This window comes from Paraburkholderia sp. BR10936 (assembly GCF_040965735.1).
In the GTDB taxonomy this organism is placed as follows: Bacteria; Pseudomonadota; Gammaproteobacteria; order Burkholderiales; family Burkholderiaceae; genus Paraburkholderia; species Paraburkholderia nodosa_A.
The window spans coordinates 421,357-440,043 of sequence record NZ_JBFRCM010000005.1; the positions used below are offsets into that span (position 1 = coordinate 421,357).

16 protein-coding genes and 1 tRNA gene are annotated in these 18,687 nt (G+C 63.5%); 10 read left to right on the top strand and 7 right to left on the bottom strand.

Going from position 1 to position 18,687, the window contains the following annotated elements; all coding sequences use genetic code 11:
* Positions 1–23: 23 nt before the first annotated feature.
* From AB4Y36_RS14195 to AB4Y36_RS14210, 4 genes are all read right to left on the bottom strand, one after another.
* Entirely contained in the window at positions 24–323 is a 300-nt protein-coding gene (locus AB4Y36_RS14195) for an H-NS histone family protein (RefSeq protein WP_368683305.1), read from the bottom strand.
* A gap of 1,017 nt (positions 324–1,340) precedes the next feature.
* Positions 1,341–2,561 (bottom strand): tyrosine-type recombinase/integrase, encoded by a 1,221-nt coding sequence (locus AB4Y36_RS14200; protein ID WP_368683306.1) that lies wholly within the window; start codon positions 2,559–2,561, stop codon positions 1,341–1,343.
* A gap of 174 nt (positions 2,562–2,735) precedes the next feature.
* Positions 2,736–2,811 (bottom strand) — tRNA-Lys (locus AB4Y36_RS14205).
* 45 nt (positions 2,812–2,856) lie between these two features.
* On the bottom strand, positions 2,857–3,420 hold the full coding sequence (locus tag AB4Y36_RS14210; RefSeq protein WP_069263043.1) for an Hsp20/alpha crystallin family protein: 564 nt from the start codon (positions 3,418–3,420) through the stop codon (positions 2,857–2,859).
* Positions 3,421–3,600: 180 nt separating this feature from the next.
* Here AB4Y36_RS14210 and AB4Y36_RS14215 point away from each other — a divergent pair, with 180 nt between their 5' ends.
* The 8 genes from AB4Y36_RS14215 (at position 3,601) to AB4Y36_RS14250 (ending at position 12,103) form a co-directional block, all read left to right on the top strand.
* Complete coding sequence (locus tag AB4Y36_RS14215; RefSeq protein ID WP_368683307.1) at positions 3,601–4,245, top strand: diguanylate cyclase; 645 nt, start codon at positions 3,601–3,603, stop codon at positions 4,243–4,245.
* Positions 4,246–4,413: 168 nt separating this feature from the next.
* The gene (locus tag AB4Y36_RS14220) at positions 4,414–4,731 is read left to right on the top strand and encodes a co-chaperone GroES (RefSeq protein WP_368683308.1); all 318 of its coding nucleotides are present in this window, start codon (positions 4,414–4,416) and stop codon (positions 4,729–4,731) included.
* A 75-nt stretch (positions 4,732–4,806) separates the two neighbouring features.
* Positions 4,807–6,429, top strand: a complete 1,623-nt coding sequence (gene groL, locus AB4Y36_RS14225) for a chaperonin GroEL (RefSeq protein ID WP_368683309.1) — start codon at positions 4,807–4,809, stop codon at positions 6,427–6,429.
* A gap of 111 nt (positions 6,430–6,540) precedes the next feature.
* Positions 6,541–6,801: a hypothetical protein gene (locus AB4Y36_RS14230; protein WP_069263040.1), complete on the top strand. Its 261-nt coding sequence runs from the start codon at positions 6,541–6,543 to the stop codon at positions 6,799–6,801.
* 291 nt (positions 6,802–7,092) lie between these two features.
* Complete coding sequence (locus AB4Y36_RS14235) at positions 7,093–8,034, top strand: LysR family transcriptional regulator (RefSeq protein WP_069263039.1); 942 nt, start codon at positions 7,093–7,095, stop codon at positions 8,032–8,034.
* Between the two features lie 73 nt (positions 8,035–8,107).
* The gene (gene tcuA / locus AB4Y36_RS14240; protein ID WP_368683310.1) at positions 8,108–9,517 is read left to right on the top strand and encodes an FAD-dependent tricarballylate dehydrogenase TcuA; all 1,410 of its coding nucleotides are present in this window, start codon (positions 8,108–8,110) and stop codon (positions 9,515–9,517) included.
* Positions 9,504–10,718 (top strand): tricarballylate utilization 4Fe-4S protein TcuB, encoded by a 1,215-nt coding sequence (gene tcuB / locus AB4Y36_RS14245; protein ID WP_368683311.1) that lies wholly within the window; start codon positions 9,504–9,506, stop codon positions 10,716–10,718. Before tcuA ends, tcuB begins: the two co-directional genes overlap by 14 nt.
* Positions 10,719–10,786: 68 nt before the next feature.
* The gene (locus AB4Y36_RS14250; protein WP_368602795.1) at positions 10,787–12,103 is read left to right on the top strand and encodes an MFS transporter; all 1,317 of its coding nucleotides are present in this window, start codon (positions 10,787–10,789) and stop codon (positions 12,101–12,103) included.
* A 241-nt stretch (positions 12,104–12,344) separates the two neighbouring features.
* Here AB4Y36_RS14250 and AB4Y36_RS14255 read toward each other — a convergent pair whose 3' ends face one another.
* On the bottom strand, positions 12,345–13,298 hold the full coding sequence (locus AB4Y36_RS14255) for a LysR family transcriptional regulator (RefSeq protein ID WP_368683312.1): 954 nt from the start codon (positions 13,296–13,298) through the stop codon (positions 12,345–12,347).
* 101 nt (positions 13,299–13,399) lie between these two features.
* Here AB4Y36_RS14255 and AB4Y36_RS14260 point away from each other — a divergent pair, with 101 nt between their 5' ends.
* Positions 13,400–14,821 (top strand): aldehyde dehydrogenase family protein, encoded by a 1,422-nt coding sequence (locus AB4Y36_RS14260; RefSeq protein ID WP_368683313.1) that lies wholly within the window; start codon positions 13,400–13,402, stop codon positions 14,819–14,821.
* An 84-nt stretch (positions 14,822–14,905) separates the two neighbouring features.
* On the opposite strand, the gene AB4Y36_RS14265 is transcribed toward AB4Y36_RS14260, so the two are convergent.
* Together AB4Y36_RS14265 and bla are read right to left on the bottom strand one after the other, a co-directional pair.
* On the bottom strand, positions 14,906–16,639 hold the full coding sequence (locus tag AB4Y36_RS14265) for a methyl-accepting chemotaxis protein (protein WP_368683314.1): 1,734 nt from the start codon (positions 16,637–16,639) through the stop codon (positions 14,906–14,908).
* Positions 16,640–16,788: 149 nt separating this feature from the next.
* Complete coding sequence (bla, locus tag AB4Y36_RS14270) at positions 16,789–17,694, bottom strand: class A beta-lactamase (protein WP_368683315.1); 906 nt, start codon at positions 17,692–17,694, stop codon at positions 16,789–16,791.
* 97 nt (positions 17,695–17,791) lie between these two features.
* Here bla and AB4Y36_RS14275 point away from each other — a divergent pair, with 97 nt between their 5' ends.
* Entirely contained in the window at positions 17,792–18,670 is an 879-nt protein-coding gene (locus AB4Y36_RS14275; RefSeq protein WP_069263031.1) for a LysR family transcriptional regulator, read from the top strand.
* The last annotated feature ends 17 nt before the right edge of the window (positions 18,671–18,687 follow it).

Here is an 18,687-nt window from a genome sequence, read left to right on the forward strand (position 1 = left end):
GAGCGCGCTTTTTTCGCCCGACATCACTCACGAATAAGGTACCTGTTGCGGTTCTTCACGTCCTTGATCCAGTTGGGCGCACGGCCCCTGCCCGACCAGGTCACCCCCGTCTTCGGATCACGATATTTGGCGGGTACAACGCCACGTGCGGCAGTCTCGCGACCTCCCCGTCGGCGTCCAAAGATATCCCGCTCGGTAAACCCATAATCGGCTACCTTCGCCCTGATGTCCGCGAGCACTTCCTCAAATTCTGCCGCTCGGGCCGCCGCCGCTTGCTCCTCCAGCGCGGCCATTTGTGCTTTCAATTCCTTGAACGTGGCCATGATCCCCCCGACCGTCGAATATGGTCCAGACAATCTTAGCGCGCTTCGGTTTTGCTCGATTGATAGCTAGCCCCCAGGCCCCGAAGCAGCGCGGCGGATTCCGAGAACTAAGCGGACCACCTAACGATTGATCCACCACTCAGGAAAACGATCCCTGCCGGCGCATAACCCGCGGGGCGGCAGCGAGACCTTCGCGCGCTGGGCGGCGACACCGTGGACACGCGAGATGTCGCATAAGGGCCACGAACTGACTGCACACATCCTCCGAAACGAGCACCAGTTAATGCAATCGCACACCCATCGGGCCTGGATCCGGGGCGTGCCCCCGCAGCGCAATGCACAGTGCCAGCAGTCGCGCCCGCTCAAGCCCGGTGGGACCGACTCATACCGCGACCAACATGAACCCACCAGTGACGCGACAGGTCACGGGACCAAGTCGGGGGCGCAGCGCGAGAGCAAAGAGTTCGAAGGGGTGCGTCATACAGTGGAGGATGTTGTTCAGAACTGTCACCAGAACAGTAGATGACCCGGCGCTCCCGCATTTTGCTCGCTGCGACAGCGTTTTGCGAGGCGTAGAGCGTTTCCTTGTCGTCGATCACGCTCGAGTTTTCGGCGACAACCGACCTTGGACACGACTATAACGATAAGTCTTCCTATCAAAACCCTGTGGATACCTATTTAAACTTGCACCAATAGAACATACCCGCCATGCGTCTCGACGCTGATGATCGTGCCCAGGCCTTCCGCTCACGCAGTGTCATTCAAAGTCAGGTCACCAAATCTTAAAAGAAATCCGGGTGTGCTCTCTTGGGGTCGTCCTCGTCCGAAACGATCATCTCGATCCGCAATGGCTCAAGACTTCCTGGGCCACCGGGTTCGGACGATTCGCGAAGATGTAGGACTTTTGTGGGTCGCAAGGTAGAATGCCCCCCGCATCTTTGAATAGCGAGCGATGATTCCAGCTCCCGACGAACGCAGGGCAATGAGTCCTAGCGGTTCCTGCCGCGGCCCGGCACTTCAACACGCCTTCGGTAATTGCATTGTCAGGACTCTTGCGCCACGTTCCAATTCATCGAGATGATCGGCCCACGCCTGCATCATTTTCCGACGTACGGGCAGGTATTCAGCAAAGTTGTAAGCGCTCCGGACCTCGTCGCGTTCACCGTGTGATAACTGCCGCTCGATTGCGTCCCCCGGCCAACCGAGTTCGTTGAGCAGCGTAGAAGCAGTACTGCGAAATCCGTGGCCAGTCATTTCCTCACGGGTGTATCCGAGACGGCGCAGGGCGGCATTCACCGTGTTTTCGCTCATCGGCCGCTCGCTGGTCCGAACGCTGGGAAAAAGGTAGCGTCCATGGCCATTGACGGCATGAAGCTTTTCAAGGACGGCAACGGCCTGCAGCGAAAGCGGCACAATATGTTGCTCCTTCATTTTCATGCGTGCGGCTGGAATGCGCCATTCAGCCTGAACAAGGTCGAATTCGGTCCATTCAGCCTTGCGAAGCTCGCCGGGGCGAACAAACGTCAGCATGCCAACAAGAAGCGCGCATTTCGTTTCGAAACCTCCCTGGTAGTCGCGGATCGCGCGTACAAGCGCACCGACTTCCTTGGGGTCCTTTATCGAGGCATAGTGTTGCTTGCGCGCCGGCTTGAGCGCCTCGCGAAGGTCCGTCGTAGGGTCACGGTCTGCCCGTCCGGTCACAACTGCATACCGGAAAATCTGTCCGCACTTCTGCAATGATCGATGTGCCGTGTCGACGGCGCCGCGTTTCTCGATTCGCCTCAATGCAGTCAGTAGTTCGATTGCGGTAATCTCATTGATCGGGCGTTTGGCGAGGGAGGGAAACATGTCCCGCTCCAGTCGATGCATGATCAACTTCGCGTATACCGCTTCCCACTTCCCTTTCGTCAACTGGAACCACTCGCGCGCCACGACTTCAAAGCTGTTCGTCGCCAGGTCTTTTTCCGCCCTCTTCTGCGCCTTCCTCGCTTCGCCCGGATCGTATCCCGCCGCGAGTTTCTTTCGCGCCTCTTCGCGCCTGTCGCGCGCGTCCTTCAATGTCACCGTTGGGTAGGTGCCGAGCGCGAGCAGCTTTTCCTTGCCAGCAAAGCGGTACTTCAACCGCCACAGACGGGAACCGGTCGGCATCAGGAGAAGATAGAGTCCGTCACCATCAGAGAGCTTGACGGGCTTGGCGCCTGGCCGGGCGCTACGGATTGCTGTATCAGAGAGACGCATTGGGGGTATCCCCTGTCGAAGACGGCAGAATACCCCCAAAACTACCCCCACCAAGCAGGGGAAGTCAACGGGCCAAGCCAGCAAACAGCGGAACAGCCGACGGCCTGAGACGCCCACCCAGTAAGGGCTATGGCTACTCCATCGGAATACGCTGGAGTTCTATGGAACAGCGAATGGTGGGCCGTACTGGATTCGAACCAGTGACCAACGGATTAAAAGTCCGCTGCTCTACCAGCTGAGCTAACGACCCGGTCGACTTCTACCGTCGCCGTCACAGCGCTTTCGTGTGCTTGCCCTAACCGATATCGATCGTCCGGTGCGCGGACGGCGCTGGTTCCATTTTCGGAATCGTCAACGTGAGAAGGCCATTGTCGAACTTCGCCAGAGCGCGGCCGGGATCGGCATATTCGGGCATCGGAATCGTGCGCACGAAGCGTCCGTGGGCACGCTCCAGCCGGTAGCAGCCGTTCTCCTCACTGTGTACGTCCTGCTTCTTCTCACCTCGGAGCACGATCGCGCCGTCCTCGACGCTCACTTTCACGTCTTCGCGCTCCATTCCGGGCAGCTCGGCAGTCACACGCAGCACCGGTCCTTCGTCGACAACGTCGATACGCGGCTGGAAACGCGACGAACTGAAGTCGCCAAACCACCGGTCGAGCGCACCACGGCCCGCGAACGGGTCAAGAAAAAATTCCTCCATTGCGCGCCATGGTTCGCGTGAAAACAGCCGCGCGATGTCGGGCATCGAGGCACGTTCGTTTTCGCTCGCCGACGTGCTTTCCCGGCCTTGCGCATCGGACTTGCGGGACGCTGCTCGAAGGAACTTGAAGGGATTCCACCTTCTCGGATCAGGGCTCATCGTATCCTCCCCCAATGTTCTGGAAGGGCAACCGGACTGTGTAGCCGCAAGCGCCAGTGATCCCGCACGGGAGTCTGGCTGCATGACAGCAACGCTTGGCGCGGCTGCCGGAACGATGCATAAAATAGCCCATGGAACGGAAATTTCAAGTGGCCCTTGCAACAAGCCACGGGAGGCTTCATGGACCTTTTCGACAGACTTCGGGAACAGGCCGAAAGCGTGCGCCTGCCGCTCTTCGCGGTCACCGTCAGCGCCGCTGCGCAGGTCAATACGCCGCTCGTCGCGATACTTCACTGGCACGGTTTCCGGCGCGCGACGCCGCTCGTGCTGCCCGGTGTGGAGATACCGGCGCGGCCAGTCCCCGGCACCGCCATCCAGATTGATGCGCCCTGGCAGAGCGTGGAAGCTGTCGACGCCATGCTGCTCGACGCGGCCTGGCAGTTCGGTGCGTGGGAGGTCGAGCGCATAGTGCGGCGCGGGTGCAATACGATCGGCGCCGGCGGTGCCGAAGCGCTCGCCTGTCGCCAGGCGTTTGGCGACTACGGAAGCGACATCCCGCCCGACGGGGCACTCATTGACGGTGCGAGTGATCGCGATGGCCTGATGCGACTGGCCGCGCGACGCGGCTACGTGCGCTGGCTCTTCCGACCGGTGAAGAGTGGCGTGTGGCGGGCGCTTGATGAAGCCGACGACACCCTGGATGCGGACGGCGGCCGGCAGCCGCCCTGCCCCGTGCACCCGCAGCCGCGCAGCGCGCACAAGCGCGCGCTCGGACGTACGGTCTACCGCCTTGGGACCGTCGGCCGTATCCTCTTGCCGCGTTGAAATATTTAGTTACATTTGCGATTCGCGCTCCCTCTTGAACCTCGAATGCGGCGCCTCTATTTCGCTTTCCGCCAGACACTGGCACGGCTGCACGGAGGCCTCCCACGCGCCTCGTTCACGCAGCCGGATTCCCTTATTGGTGATCCTTTAATCGCTCAGGAGATGGAAATGCAGATTCGTCCCCTCTACGACCGGGTTATCGTCAAGCGAATCGAAACGCAGCGGACGACGGCCTCGGGCATCGTGATTCCCGATTCAGCGGCAGAAAAACCAGAACAGGGCGAAGTCGTCGCCGTCGGCAGCGGCCGGCTGCTGCAGGATGGAACGCTGCGCGCGCTCCAGCTGAAGGTCGGTGAGCAGGTTCTCTTTGGAAAGTACGCAGGCCAGACCGTCAAGGTCGATGGCGAGGAACTGCTCGTCATGCGCGAGGAGGACGTCATGGGCGTCCTCGAGGCCGACGCGGGTGCTGCCCGCAAGGCCGCCTGAACTTTCGACCGGTCGCGGACACCCGCCCGGTCGTTCGCGACGTGTCGAGTCAACGACTTTACCCGGAGCAAGAACATGAGTGCCAAAGACGTCAAATTCCATGACAGTGCCCGCGCCCGCATCGTCAAGGGCGTGAACGTGCTCGCCGATGCCGTGAAGGTCACGCTCGGACCCAAAGGCCGCAACGTGCTGATCGAGCGCAGCTTCGGCGCGCCGACCATCACGAAGGATGGCGTGTCGGTCGCGAAAGAAATCGAGCTGAAGGACCGCTTCGAGAACATGGGTGCGCAGGTGGTGAAACAGGTTGCATCGAAAACCGCCGACGTGGCGGGGGACGGCACCACCACAGCCACGGTGCTTGCCCAGGCGATCGTGCAGGAAGGTATGAAGCACGTCGCCGCGGGCATGAACCCGATGGATCTGAAGCGCGGCATCGACAAGGCTGTCGCCGCCGTGCTCGACGAACTGCGCAAGCTGTCCAGGCCGATTTCGACGAACCGCGAAATCGCTCAGGTCGGTTCCATCTCGGCCAACTCTGACGAGGCAATCGGGAAAATCATTGCTGACGCGATGGAGAGAGTCGGCAAGGAAGGCGTAATCACGGTCGAGGACGGCAAGTCACTCGAGAACGAACTCGACGTGGTCGAAGGCATGCAGTTCGACCGCGGCTACGTGAGCCCCTACTTCATCAACGATCCCGACAGGCAGGCCGCATATCTCGATGACGCGCTGATCCTGCTGCACGACAAGAAGATCTCGAATATCCGGGACCTGCTCCCGGTTCTCGAAGCGACGTCCAAGGCAGGCAAGCCCCTGCTGATCGTCGCGGAGGACATTGACGGTGAAGCACTGGCCACGCTTGTGGTCAACGCGATGCGCGGCATCCTGAAGGTCGCCGCCGTCAAGGCGCCCGGCTTCGGCGATCGTCGCAAGGCGATGCTCGAGGACATCGCCATCCTCACGGGTGCGACCGTCATCTCGGAAGAAACCGGCAAGCAGCTGCAGAAGGCCACGCTCGAAGATCTCGGATCAGCAAAACGCGTCGAGGTCCGCAAGGACGACACCATCATCATCGATGGCGCCGGTGACGAAAAGCGCATCGAGGCGCGCGTGCACTCGATCCGCAGGCAGATCGAGGAAGCGACGAGCGATTACGACCGCGAAAAGCTACAGGAGCGCGTCGCGAAGCTCGCTGGCGGCGTGGCCGTGATCAAGGTCGGCGCGGCCACCGAAGTCGAGATGAAGGAGAAGAAGGACCGCGTCGACGACGCGCTGCACGCCACGCGTGCGGCGGTCGAGGAAGGCATCGTGCCGGGTGGTGGCGTCGCGCTCGTGCGTGCGCGTTCGGCCGTGACGAGCCTGAAAGGCGTCAACAGTGATCAGGACGCTGGCATCCAGATCGTGCTGCGCGCACTCGAAGCGCCCATGCGCGTAATCGCCTCGAATGCGGGCGATGAGCCTTCGGTGGTCATCGCGAAGGTGCTCGAAGGCAAGGGCAATTTCGGCTACGACGCGGCCACCGGCGAATACGGCGATCTTGTCGAGGCGGGCGTAGTCGATCCCACCAAGGTCACGCGCACGGCTCTGCAGAATGCGGCATCGATTGCAGGGCTCATCCTGACGACGGATGCAACGGTGGCCGAAGCGCCGAAGGACGACAAGCCGGCGCAGGCGAGCGCGCCGGAACTGGAGTACTGACCGCATCGGTTCCGCTCTGCACCGGTCATCAAGCCCGGCCGGTGCATTTCTTCGGCATCGTTCTTCCTGTCTTCGCGGGAGCGGTGCCGCTTTTTTTGCACCATAACCGCCATGAAACTCGAACTTCATATTGACTCAAGACCGCTCGACGTCGAGATCGATGATGTCGTGGCGGGGCTACTCGCCGTGCGGCTCAATCTGCCTGACGGCGAGGACCATCGCGACGCCCTCGCGCGCTATCTGAGCGAGAAGGGGAAACCCTGGATCCTGGACGAAGAGCATATGCGCAGGCGCATCCTTCGCCGGCTGATTCTGGAGATTGCTGACCCGGCGCTCGTAATCCGCCATCTGATGGCAGACGATTCACCGTGAGCAGACAGCCGAAATAATACGCTTTCCGCACGCGACTCTATTCGCATTCCTGCATGAAATCCGACGATAAGCGAGCGCGCGTCTGATCATCAACGAGGCTTCCTCCCGGCGTGCCCGATCTCTGCCTCGATCAGCCGGCAACCCCACTCGATCGCGACGCCGGGCCCGATTCATGATGAAATGGCAAGTGGCGAACCTGTTACGTTAGCCGCGCTTATGGGCATCGAGCAGCGGAAACTAACTGGATGCGCGCGAACCGGTTCTCCGGGACCGCATACTCTGAGACTTTCGATGGAACTTCGGCAGTTGCGATATTTTGTCAGCGTCGTCGAACACGGCAGCATGGGCAAGGCCGCGCTCGAGCTAGGCATCGTCACGTCGGCGCTCAGCCAGCAGATCAGCAGGCTGGAAAGCGAACTCTCGACGCGCCTGCTACAGCGAACTTCGAGCGGCGTCGTTCCCACCGACGCGGGACTCGCCTTCTGGCGCCAGGCGCAACTCGCGCTGCGCCACGTCGACGATGCCGCACTGGCCGCGCGCCAGGCTCGCCTCTCGGGCCATGTCAGCGTGGGCCTCGCGCCGAGCACGACAGGCGTGCTCGGTCTCGCGTTCATGCAGGCAATGCGCGAGCGGTATCCCGACGTGCGGCTGCGCATGGTCGAAAGCCTCTCCGGTTATCTCGGCGCGATGCTCGGCGCCCGGCAAATCGATCTCGCGATTCTGTTTCGTGAAGAGCCCGCGCAGCGCTGGAGCGTCATGCCCTTGCTCGATGAACGGCTGTTCGTAATAGGCGCGTCGACGCTGCAAGGCATGCCCGCAAGATCGCGCACGTCGATTGCGAAACTGGGCCCCCTGCCGCTGATCCTGCCGAGCGGCACACACGGCCTTCGCGCACTGCTCGACGCCGCATTCAAGCGCGCTGGCTACACCCCGCGCATCGCCGCCGAAGTCGACGGCCTCGCCATGCTCATGGACGCCGTGCGCGGTGGACTCGGCGCGACGATTCAGCCCGGAGCGGCGCTCGCACGCGCAGAAAACGCTTCACTGGCGAGCGTGCCGCTCGTCGAGGCATACGCGACAAGACCGAACCTGATTGCGAGCGTCTCGGACGACGAACTTTCTCCCGCGGGGCTTGCCGCGCGCGTCGTACTCGCCGATGTCGCGCGCGATACCGTCCTGGCAGGCCGCTGGCCCGGCGCAACGCTGCGCCAACCCGCCCTTCACGAATCCTGAAGACCCCTTGCTGTCTCCCTGATGGCCGCGCCGGACGGAGCTACTTATAGTTGTCTCAAAGGAGACAACCCAGATGGTGGACGTTCTTGTAATCGGCGGAGGCAATGCCGCGCTGTGTGCCGCTTTGATGGCGCGAGAAGCCGGCGCCTCCGTCCTGCTTCTCGAATCGGCACCGCGCGAATGGCGCGGCGGAAATTCCCAGCACACTCGCAATCTGCGCTGCATGCACGATGCGCCGCAAGACGTGCTGGTCGATGCTTATCCGGAAGAGGAATATTGGCAAGACTTGCTCAAGGTGACCGGCGGCATCACGAATGAGGCGCTCGCGCGGCTCGTGATCCGGGCATCGTCGACATGCCGTCCGTGGATGCGCAAGCACGGCGTGCGCTTTCAGCCGCCGCTTTCCGGGGCCCTGCACGTCGCGCGGACCAATGCGTTCTTCATGGGCGGCGGCAAAGCGCTCGTGAACGCCTACTACCGCAGCGCCGAAGCGATCGGGGTCCAGATCCGCTACGACACGCCTGTCGACGCAATCGAACTCGACGCAGGCCGCTTCGTCGCGGCGCGCAGCGGCGTGCAACGTTTCGAGGCGCGCGCCTGCGTGCTCGCGGCCGGCGGATTCGAATCGAATCGCGAGTGGCTGCGAGAAGCGTGGGGACAAAACGAACGCGGCGAATGGCCCGCCGACAACTTTCTCATTCGCGGCACGCGCTTCAATCAGGGCCTGCTGCTCAAGCACATGATCGAAGCAGGGGCGGATGCGATTGGCGATCCGTCGCAGTCGCACTGCGTCGCCATCGACGCCCGCGCGCCGCTCTATGATGGCGGCATCTGCACGCGTATCGACTGCGTGTCGCTCGGCGTAGTCGTCAATCGCGACGCGCAGCGTTTTTACGACGAGGGCGAAGACTTCTGGCCGAAGCGCTATGCGATCTGGGGACGGCTCGTCGCGCAGCAGCCGGGCCAGATCGGCTATTCGATCATCGACGCGAAGGCCGTCGGGCGGTTCATGCCTCCGGTGTTCCCGGGCGCGAAAGCCGCTTCGCTGAACGAACTGGCGCGTCAACTGCATTTGCCCGAAGCGGCCTTCGTCGAGACGATTCGCGCCTACAACGCCGCGTGCCGCGACGGTACCTTCGATCACACGGCACTCGATGACTGCCGCACCGAAGGCCTCACGCCAGCGAAAACCCACTGGGCGCGGCCCATTGATACCCCTCCCTTCTTCGGCTATGCATTGCGGCCGGGCATCACGTTCACGTACCTGGGACTCAAGGTGAATGACCATGCGCAGGTGCATTTCGGCGGACGCCCCAGCGACAACCTTTTCGTTGCAGGAGAAATGATGGCCGGCAACGTGCTCGGCAAGGGTTATACCGCGGGCGTCGGCATGTCGATCGGCACCGCGTTCGGACGCATTGCCGGCACACAGGCTGCGATGGCTGCTGCTCATTACACTGGAGTTCAACGTGCAAAAGCTTGAAGCGCTTGCCCGCGAGGCGCGGGAACTCGCCTCGCCTTCCGTCATCACCGGCGACACGGCCACGAGCGAGCCCGCGGCGCCGATCATCCGCGTGCTCCCGCTCACGCAAAATGAAGCGGAAGTCGCACGGCAGATGCAGATCTGCAATGCGTGCCGTTACTGCGAAGGATTCTGCGCGGTCTTCCCCGCGATGACACGGCGCCTCGAATTCGCCAAGGCGGACGTCAATTATCTCGCCAACCTGTGCCACAACTGCGGCGCGTGCTATCACGCATGCCAGTATGCGCCGCCACATGAGTTCGCCGTGAACGTGCCGAAGGCGATGGCCGAAGTCCGCGTCGAAACCTATGCGGAGTATGCGTGGCCCGCACCGATGGGCGCACTCTACAAGCGCAACGGATTGACCGTCGCGCTTGCGCTCGCGATCGGACTCGCCCTCTTTCTGATGCTTGGCATCGGGTTCAGGGGTTCGCTGTTCGCAGGCAATCTGGGCGGCAATTTCTATGCGATTTTCCCGCATAACCTGCTCGCGGCGATGTTCGGTTCGGTCTTCGGCTTCGCGATCCTCGCGCTCGGCGTCGGCGTGTCGAGATTCTGGCGTGACATGTCTGCGGGACCGGCCAGCGCGCCGGCCATCGCCGAGGCCGCGAAGCACACGCTTACCCTGACGTATCTCGACGGAGGCCATGGCGACGGCTGCAACGAGTCGAATGATGCCTTCACGCTCGCACGCCGGCGTTTCCATCATTTGACCTTCTATGGATTCATGCTGTGCTTCGCGGCTACGGCGGTGGCCACCTTCTATCACTATGCGCTCAATCTGCACGCGCCTTACCCGGTCCTGAGTCTGCCCGTGATGCTCGGCACAGCGGGTGGTGCCGGTTTGCTCGTCGGGCCGGCGGGCCTGCTCTGGCTCAATCTGCGCCGCGACCCGAGCCGGGGCGATCCGAAGCAGCGCCCGATGGACCGTGGATTCATCGCGCTGCTGCTCTTGACCAGCGTTTCGGGTCTCGCGCTCCTCGCGTGGCGCGACACCGCCGCGATGGCGTGGCTCCTGGCCCTCCACCTCGGCGTCGTGATGGCACTCTTCGCCACGCTGCCTTACGGCAAATTCGCCCACGGAATCTATCGCTGTGCGGCGCTTCTCAAGTCATCGATCGAAAAGCGACAGGCCAGCCGCCTGCAACCCGGCTCGGACTAACGGCGGTCCTCGAGACAATACCTTCGACGGGCGGCCGCACTTACATAACACATCCATGGAGACAACTCATGCATCCCTCATCGCTCAACGCCGGGGATAGCGCGCATGGCCGAACGTCGAAGTTTGGCGCAGTGCTGCGCGTGACCAGCGGCAATTTTCTGGAGCAGTTCGACTTCTTTCTTTTCGGCTTCTATGCGACTTACATCTCGCGCATCTTCTTTCCGTCCACGAGCGAGTTCGCCTCGCTGATGCTCACCTTCGCCGTGTTCGGCGCGGGCTTCCTGATGCGCCCGCTGGGCGCGATCATATTGGGCGCATACATCGATGAAGTGGGGCGCCGCAAAGGGTTGATCGTCACACTGTCGATCATGGCGAGCGGAACGATCCTGATCGCGTGCGTCCCCGGATATGCGACGATCGGATTTCTGGCACCCGCTCTCGTGCTGCTCGGGCGCCTGCTGCAAGGCTTTTCCGCTGGCGCCGAGCTGGGCGGCGTCTCTGTCTATCTGGCGGAAATGGCGACGCCGGGGCACAAGGGCTTCTATACAAGTTGGCAGTCCGCGAGCCAGCAGGTTGCAATCGTGGTCGCAGCCGCTCTCGGCTATCTGCTCAACCATCTGATGACGGCCAGTGAAATCGGCGCATGGGGATGGCGCGTTCCCTTCTTCGTCGGTTGCGCTATCGTGCCGGTTATCTTTCTGTTGCGACGCACGCTGCAGGAAACCGACGAGTTCAAGGCGCGCACGCACCATCCGCGCGCACGCGAAGTGTTCGCCACGATGCTGCAAAACTGGCGGACGGTGCTCGCGGGCATGATGCTGGTCGCCATGACGACTACCACGTTCTACCTCATCACGGTCTACACGCCGACCTTCGGCAAAGCCGTTCTGAAGCTCACTACCGCAGACAGCCTGATCGTCACGCTTTGCGTGGGCCTCTCGAACTTCTTCTGGCTGCCCGTTGGTGGAGCGCTCTCGGATCGCATCGGCCGCAGGCCGATTCTTATCGCCATCACCGCGCTCGCTATCTGCACGTCGTATCCGGCGCTCTCCTGGCTGTCATCGGCGCCGAGCTTTGCTCGCATGCTCGTCGTGCTGCTGTGGCTCTCGTTCTTCTTCGGCATGTACAACGGCGCGATGGTTGCAGCACTCACTGAAGTCATGCCCGCCGAGGTCCGCGTGGCCGGTTTCTCGCTCGCGTTCAGTCTCGCCACCGCGGTTTTTGGTGGTTTCACGCCCGCCGTATCGACGTATCTCATCGAGATTACCGGCGACAAGGCCGCGCCGGGATACTGGCTCAGTTTCGCCGCCGCGTGCGGACTCGTCGCGACTCTCGTGCTGTATCGCCGGGGCGGCGCAGCCGGGCGGTTCGCATCGCTCGCCTGAACGCTACGCCTGCGCCAGCCACCGCAAGCGAGCCCACCGCGGTGTCCCTTTGCCGTGTCGGCATTGAGAAACCTTGAAAGATGACGTTCGCGGTCTTCGTGCGCGCGGTTCGATTCGTGATGTCCGTTTCCATGCGTCTCTCCATCGTGGAGAGGTCGGTATTGCGTTCGGATCGTACGCAACGGAAACGGGAATCCACGATAGTCGCGATCGGAACCAGCGATGATCGCGTGCGCCACAATCAACCCTTGGTGGCAGCCCCGCGCCGGCCCTTTTTCGCGGGCGCGGCAGCACGCTTACGCACGGCGTCGGCGTGTTCGCGAATCGTCTCGATCAGCGCGCGCAACCCCGCCGGCGCGTGCCGCCGCCCGGTGTAATAGAGGCAGAGCCCGTCGAGCGGCGGCGTCCAGTCCTCCAGCACGCGCACCAGCGTGCCCGCCGCCAGGTCCGCATTCACGTTCCATTCGGTCAAATATGCAAGGCCGAGTCCATCGCGCGCGGCCGCGAGCATGAGACCGGGCTCGTCGAGCGTCAACGTGCCCTCCACGTCCACGCGCACGGCTTGCCCGCGCCGCTCGAACTCCCACTGGTAGATTTGCCCGCTCGGCATGCGACTGCGTATGCAGCGATGCGCCTTCAGATCGGCTGGCGTACGCGGCGGCTTGTGCTTCGCAAAGTACTCCGGACTGCCAACCACTGCGAAACGCTGACGGTCGCCGAAGGGCACGGCGATCATGTCCTGCGGCACCGTTTCGGCGAGACGAATGCCGGCGTCGTAGCCGTCGACCACGATGTCGATGAGCCGCCCTTCCGTAACGAGATCGAGCTTCATCTCGGGATAGCGCTGCAGATAAGCGATGAAAACGGGCATAACCTGCTTCGCCGCGCCTACAGAAGCGTTGATGCGCAATGTGCCGGAGGGCGTGTCGCGAAAGCTCCCGGCCTGGTCGAGCGCCTCGCGGATCGTGGACAACGCGGGCGCGACGCTGCCCACGAACTGCGCGCCTGCTTCCGTCAACGCCACGCTGCGCGTCGTGCGGTTGAAGAGCCGCACGCCGATGCGTGCTTCGAGCGCCGCCACCGCGTGGCTGAGCGCCGAAGTCGACACGCTCAGTTCGTCTGCCGCCGCGCGGAAGCTGCGATGGCGCGCCACGGCCAGCACGGCTTCGAGTTCCACCAGGCCCGATGTTTTCATTGTCCCAAATCGCTCAACAGGTCATGCGACATTGTACGGCTAGTCAACGCAATGCAAGGCGTCTATCTTGCGTTCATCGACTCACGTTTTCTGGAACAGCCATGCAGATCATCGACAAAATCTATATCGACGGCGCGTTCGTCACGCCGCACGGCGAAGAATACTTCGACCTCTTCAACCCCGCGACCGAGACGGTGATCGGCCGCGTGCGCCTCGCCGATGCGGCGGACGCTGACGCGGCGATCGCCGCCGCCAAGCGCGCGTTCCCGGCGTTTTCGTGCACGCCGAAGGCGCAGCGCATCGAGATGCTGATGGCGCTGCACGAGGCCGTCGTCGCGAGCGAGGACGCGCTCTTCGAAGCGATCGTGCAGGAGTACGGCGCACCGGTCTCGCGCGGCCGCTGGATGGCGCAGCACGCCTCCAACGTGCTGCGCGACGCCGCGCAGACGCTGGAAAGCTACACATTCACGCGGCGCGCAGGCACGGCTGAGGTCACCATGCAGCCGCTTGGCGTAGCGGGGCTGATCACGCCGTGGAACAGCGACGCGGGCTTCATCTGCGGCAAGCTCGCAGCCGCGCTCGCGGCGGGCTGTACGGCCGTCATCAAGCCGAGCGAGATGAGCGCGATCCAGACGCACATCGTGACCGAGGCGCTGCATTCGGCAGGCTTGCCTGCGGGCCTCTTCAACATCGTCACGGGCCGCGGCGACACCGTGGGCGCGCGTATCGCCGCGCATCCCGACGTCGCCAAGATTTCATTCACGGGTTCGACCGCAGTGGGCAAGTCGATCCTGCGCACGGCAGCGGAAACGCTCAAGCGCGTGACGCTCGAACTGGGCGGCAAGTCGCCGGTCGTCGTGCTCGACGACGCGAATTTCGACGTAGCCGTGCCGCTCGCGCTGCAGGCCGGCTTCATCAACAGCGGGCAAGCATGCATTGCGGGCACGCGCATTCTCGTGCCGCAGTCGCGGCTCGTCGAATTCGAAGCGCGTGTCGTGGAAGCCGTCGCGCAGATTCACGCGGGCGATCCGCGCGACACGCGCACGAGCGTCGGCCCGATGGTGAGCCAGAAGCAATGGGAACGCGTGCAGCGCTATATCGGCATCGGCATCGACGAAGGCGCACGCCTGATTGCGGGCGGCGCGGGGCGGCCCGAGGGTATCGAGTCGGGCTGGTTCGTGCGTCCCACTGTGTTCAGCGGCGTGACGAACGACATGACCATCGCGCGCGAGGAGATTTTCGGGCCCGTGCTTTCGATCATCGCGTATCGCGACATGGAGCACGCCATCGAGATCGCCAACGACACGCCCTACGGCCTGCAAGCCTACGTGCTCTCGACCGATGTCGCGCGTGCGCGCCGCGTGGCCGCGCAGATCGAAGCGGGCCGCGTGCTCGTCAATACGCTCGCCCACGAGCCGGCTGCGCCGTTCGGCGGCTTCAAGCAATCGGGGATGGGGCGCGAGTACGGCGCCTTCGGGATCGAAGCGTTTCTGGAACCGAAGTCCACGCTCGGCGTGCTTTGATGCGCTGCTAGCCGCATCAAAAATGCAAACGCCCCGGTTGTGCTGCTAACCGGGGCGTTTGAACTGCGCTTTTAGCGCACTACATCAGAAGGTCTGCCAGTCGTCATCGGACGTGGCCGTTGCCGGTTCGCGGCGGTCGGCCTTCGGAGCGGACGCAGCGGGGGCACGCACGGGTGCAGGCCTGGAAGCTGCGGGACGCCTGACCGTTGCGCTCGCAACGGCCTTCGCCGCCGGCGCGATGCTCGTCGTGGCCGCACGGCCCGCCGAGCCGATGTTGAACACGGACACCAGTTCGCGCAACGCCGCTGCCTGCGAGGACATCGACTGCGCGGCCGCCGACGCTTCCTCGACGAGCGCCGCGTTCTGCTGCGTGACCTCGTCCATCTGCGTGACGGCCTGGTTGACCTGCTCGATGCCGGTGCGCTGCTCGCCCGAAGCCGCCGAAATCTCGTTCATCAGGTCGGCAACGCGCTTGACCGATTGCACGATCTCGCCCATCGTGCGGCCCGCATCGTCCACGAGCGCCGTGCCGTTGTTCACGCGCTCGACCGATACGCTGATGAGTTCCTTGATTTCGCGCGCTGCCGTCGCGCTGCGCTGCGCGAGTGTGCGCACTTCGCCGGCCACCACCGCGAACCCGCGGCCCTGTTCGCCGGCACGCGCCGCTTCCACGGCCGCGTTGAGCGCCAGGATGTTGGTCTGGAACGCGATACCCTCGATCACCGAGATGATCTGCGCGACCTGCTCGGAGCTGTTGGCGATATCGCGCATCGTATCGACCACGCGCCCCACCACTTCGCCGCCGCGCGTGGCCGTCTGCGAAGCCTGGCCCGCCAGCGTGTTGCCCTGGGTCGCGTTATCGGCGTTCTGCTTCACGGTCGCGGTGAGCTCTTCCATGCTCGCCGCCGTTTCTTCGAGCGAAGCGGCCTGCTCTTCGGTGCGCTGGCTCAGGTCGGTGTTGCCGGCCGCGATCTGCGCGGAAGCCGTCGCAATGCCTTCGCTGCCCGTGCGCACGCGGCCCACCAGGTCGACGAGCCGCTCGTTCATGTGACGCAGCGCGCCGAGCAACTGGGCCGCCTCGTCGGTGCCCACCACTTCGATGCGTGCGGTCAGATCGCCGCGCGCCACCGTTTCGGCCACGTCCACGGCGCGAGCGATCGGGCCCGTGATCGAACGCGTGATGAAGAGCGCAATCGTGGCCCCAAAGCCGATGGCGATCACGATCAGCGCGATCGTCCACGCGACCGCGCTTCGGTACGCCGCCTTCGCCGCGGCGACCTCGGCGGTCGAGCCATTGTGATTGAGGGTCACGTCGTGGTTGATGAGATCCATCACGCCCGTGAACGACTTCGCCGATGCGGACGCGACCGCAGCGCGGGCATCGGGCGCTCCGCCATCGGCGGACATGATCAAGGCCTCGATCTTCTTGTCGTCGTCCAGATATTGCGACCATGCGGTGCCGATCGAATCGGCCACGCGGCGCTCTTCAGCCGAAGAGACCAGCTTGGAATAGCTGTCGAACATCGTGCCGAATTGGCTGATCATCTGGGCGTGCTGGTCGTGCAGTGCGGCCTTCTCGCTGGCGTCGTTGGTGATCAGCATGCGCAGCGACGTGCGGCGCACGTCCTGCGCCTGATTGCGCATGTTCCCGAGCGTCTCGACGCTAGGCAGCCAATTCGTGCCGATTTCTTCCGTGCCGTCGAATATGCGCGAGGCCTGAAGGAGCCCGATGCCGCCCACCGCGCCGAGCAGGAGCAACACAATGGCAAAGCCCGCGCCGAGACGCGGACCGATCTTGATTCTGGTAAGGAATGACATGGGGACGCCGTAGTGAGAGGTCATCCCTATTGACGACATCGACGTCAAAAAATTAAGTCAATGTTGCAAATATAACAACGCGTAAGGAAGCGAACGTTGAGCGAACGATCGGTCTCTTTTCATACGATCAGGATGCCGTATCAATTGCATCAGAGATTCGCCGCCCATACTCCGACCTGCGCGATCGCCGCATCGCGCTGAGCCGAACTCGCATGCGTTGCGCCGGTGAGATACGTCGTGACGAGAATAGGGGCGCGTTCCGTGGGCCAGACAATTGCCACATCGTTTGCCGTGCCACGGTCGCCGGTGCCGGTCTTGTCGCCCACGCGCCAGTCTTTCGGCAAGCCTGCGCGCAAACGCGCGTCGCCGGTCTTGTTGGCGACGAGCCATGCAATGAGCTGCTCGCGCGATGCCGCAGACAGACGCTCGCCCAGCAGCAATTCGCGCAGGTCCGCGACCATGGCGGCAGGCATGGTCGTATCGCGCGGGTCGCCGGGGATCGCTTCGTTGAGCGTGGTCTCGTTGCGATCGAGGCGCGTGACCGGGTCGCCAATGCTGCGTGCGAAGGCGGTGATCGCGGCCGGTCCGCCAATGCTTTCCAGCAACAGGTTAGCCGCCGTGTTGTCGCTGCGCGTGAGCGCGGCTTCGCACAGTTCGGCCACCGTCATGCCCTCACTACCCGCGCGCGGTCCGCTCACCGGCGAATACGACACGACTTGCGCAGGCGAATACACGATTTTGCGCGCGAGGTCTTCCTTGCCGTGATCCTTGCGCGTGAGCACGGCCGATGCGAGCAACACCTTGAACGTGCTGCACATCGGAAAGCGCTCGTGCATGCGCCATCCGCGCACGTGCCCGTTCGCCGTATCGAGCATCGCGACGCCGAGCCGCCCGCCTGCCTGCGCCTCGATGGCGGCGAGCTGCTTTTCCACTGCGCCAGTGGGCGCCGCGCCCGCTTCCGGCGCTTGTCCCGCCGTGGCGCCGAACGCGTGAGATGCAACGCCAGCTATCGCACTGCCCAACACTGTCATCGTGAATCGACGTCGCGTGATCATGGCCTCTCCCTGAAGTGCCGCCACTATCGCGCGTTCTCGCCAGGGTGACAAACGATGATAAATTGCGCGTTGCCCCAGAAAAACTTATGACTCGATCATGCGAACGTATCTGCCCCTCAATGCCCTGCGCGCCTTCGAAACGTCGGCGCGGCACCTGAGCTTCACACGCGCGGCGAGCGAGCTGAACGTCACTCAGGCGGCCGTGAGCCAGCAAGTCCGCACGCTCGAGGAGCGGCTTGGTGCGACCCTCTTCAAGCGCCTGCCGCGCGGCCTTGCGATCACCGACGAAGGTCTCGCGCTGCGCCCCGTGCTCACCGATGCGTTCGACCGGATCGAAGCCGTATTGCGGCAATTCGAGGGCGGCCACTTTCACGAGGTGCTGACCGTGGGGGCCGTGGGCACCTTCGCGGTGGGCTGGTTGATGCCGCGCCTGAAGTCGTTTCACGACGCGCATCCGTTCGTCGAGCTGCGCATCATGACGAACAACAATCTCGTCGATCTCGCGGGAGAAGGTCTCGACTTCGCCATCCGGTTCGGCGACGGCACCTGGCCCGGTTCGCGCGCCGCGAAGCTGTTCGACGCGCCGCTCGCCGCGCTCTGCACGCCCGATATCGCGCAGCGTCTGCAAAGCCCTGCCGATCTCGCCAACGAAAAACTGCTGCGCTCGTATCGCGCCGACGACTGGACGCTCTGGTTCGAAGCCGCCGGGCTCGCCCCGCGTCCGGTGCGCGGGCCCGTATTCGATTCGTCGCGGCTCATGGTGGAAGCGGCAATGCAGGGCGCGGGCATCGCGCTCGCCCCGGTTTCGATGTTCGAGCGCGATCTCGCGGCGGGCAGGCTCGTGCGGCCCTTCGATATCGAGGTGCAGGCCGGCAGCTACTGGCTCACGTCGCAAAAGGGGAAAACGGCGACGCCCGCCATGCGCGCGTTCAAACAATGGATCGTGAGGGAAGCCGGCAGCGGCGAGGAAGCGTGATTGCGCGGTAATCGCCG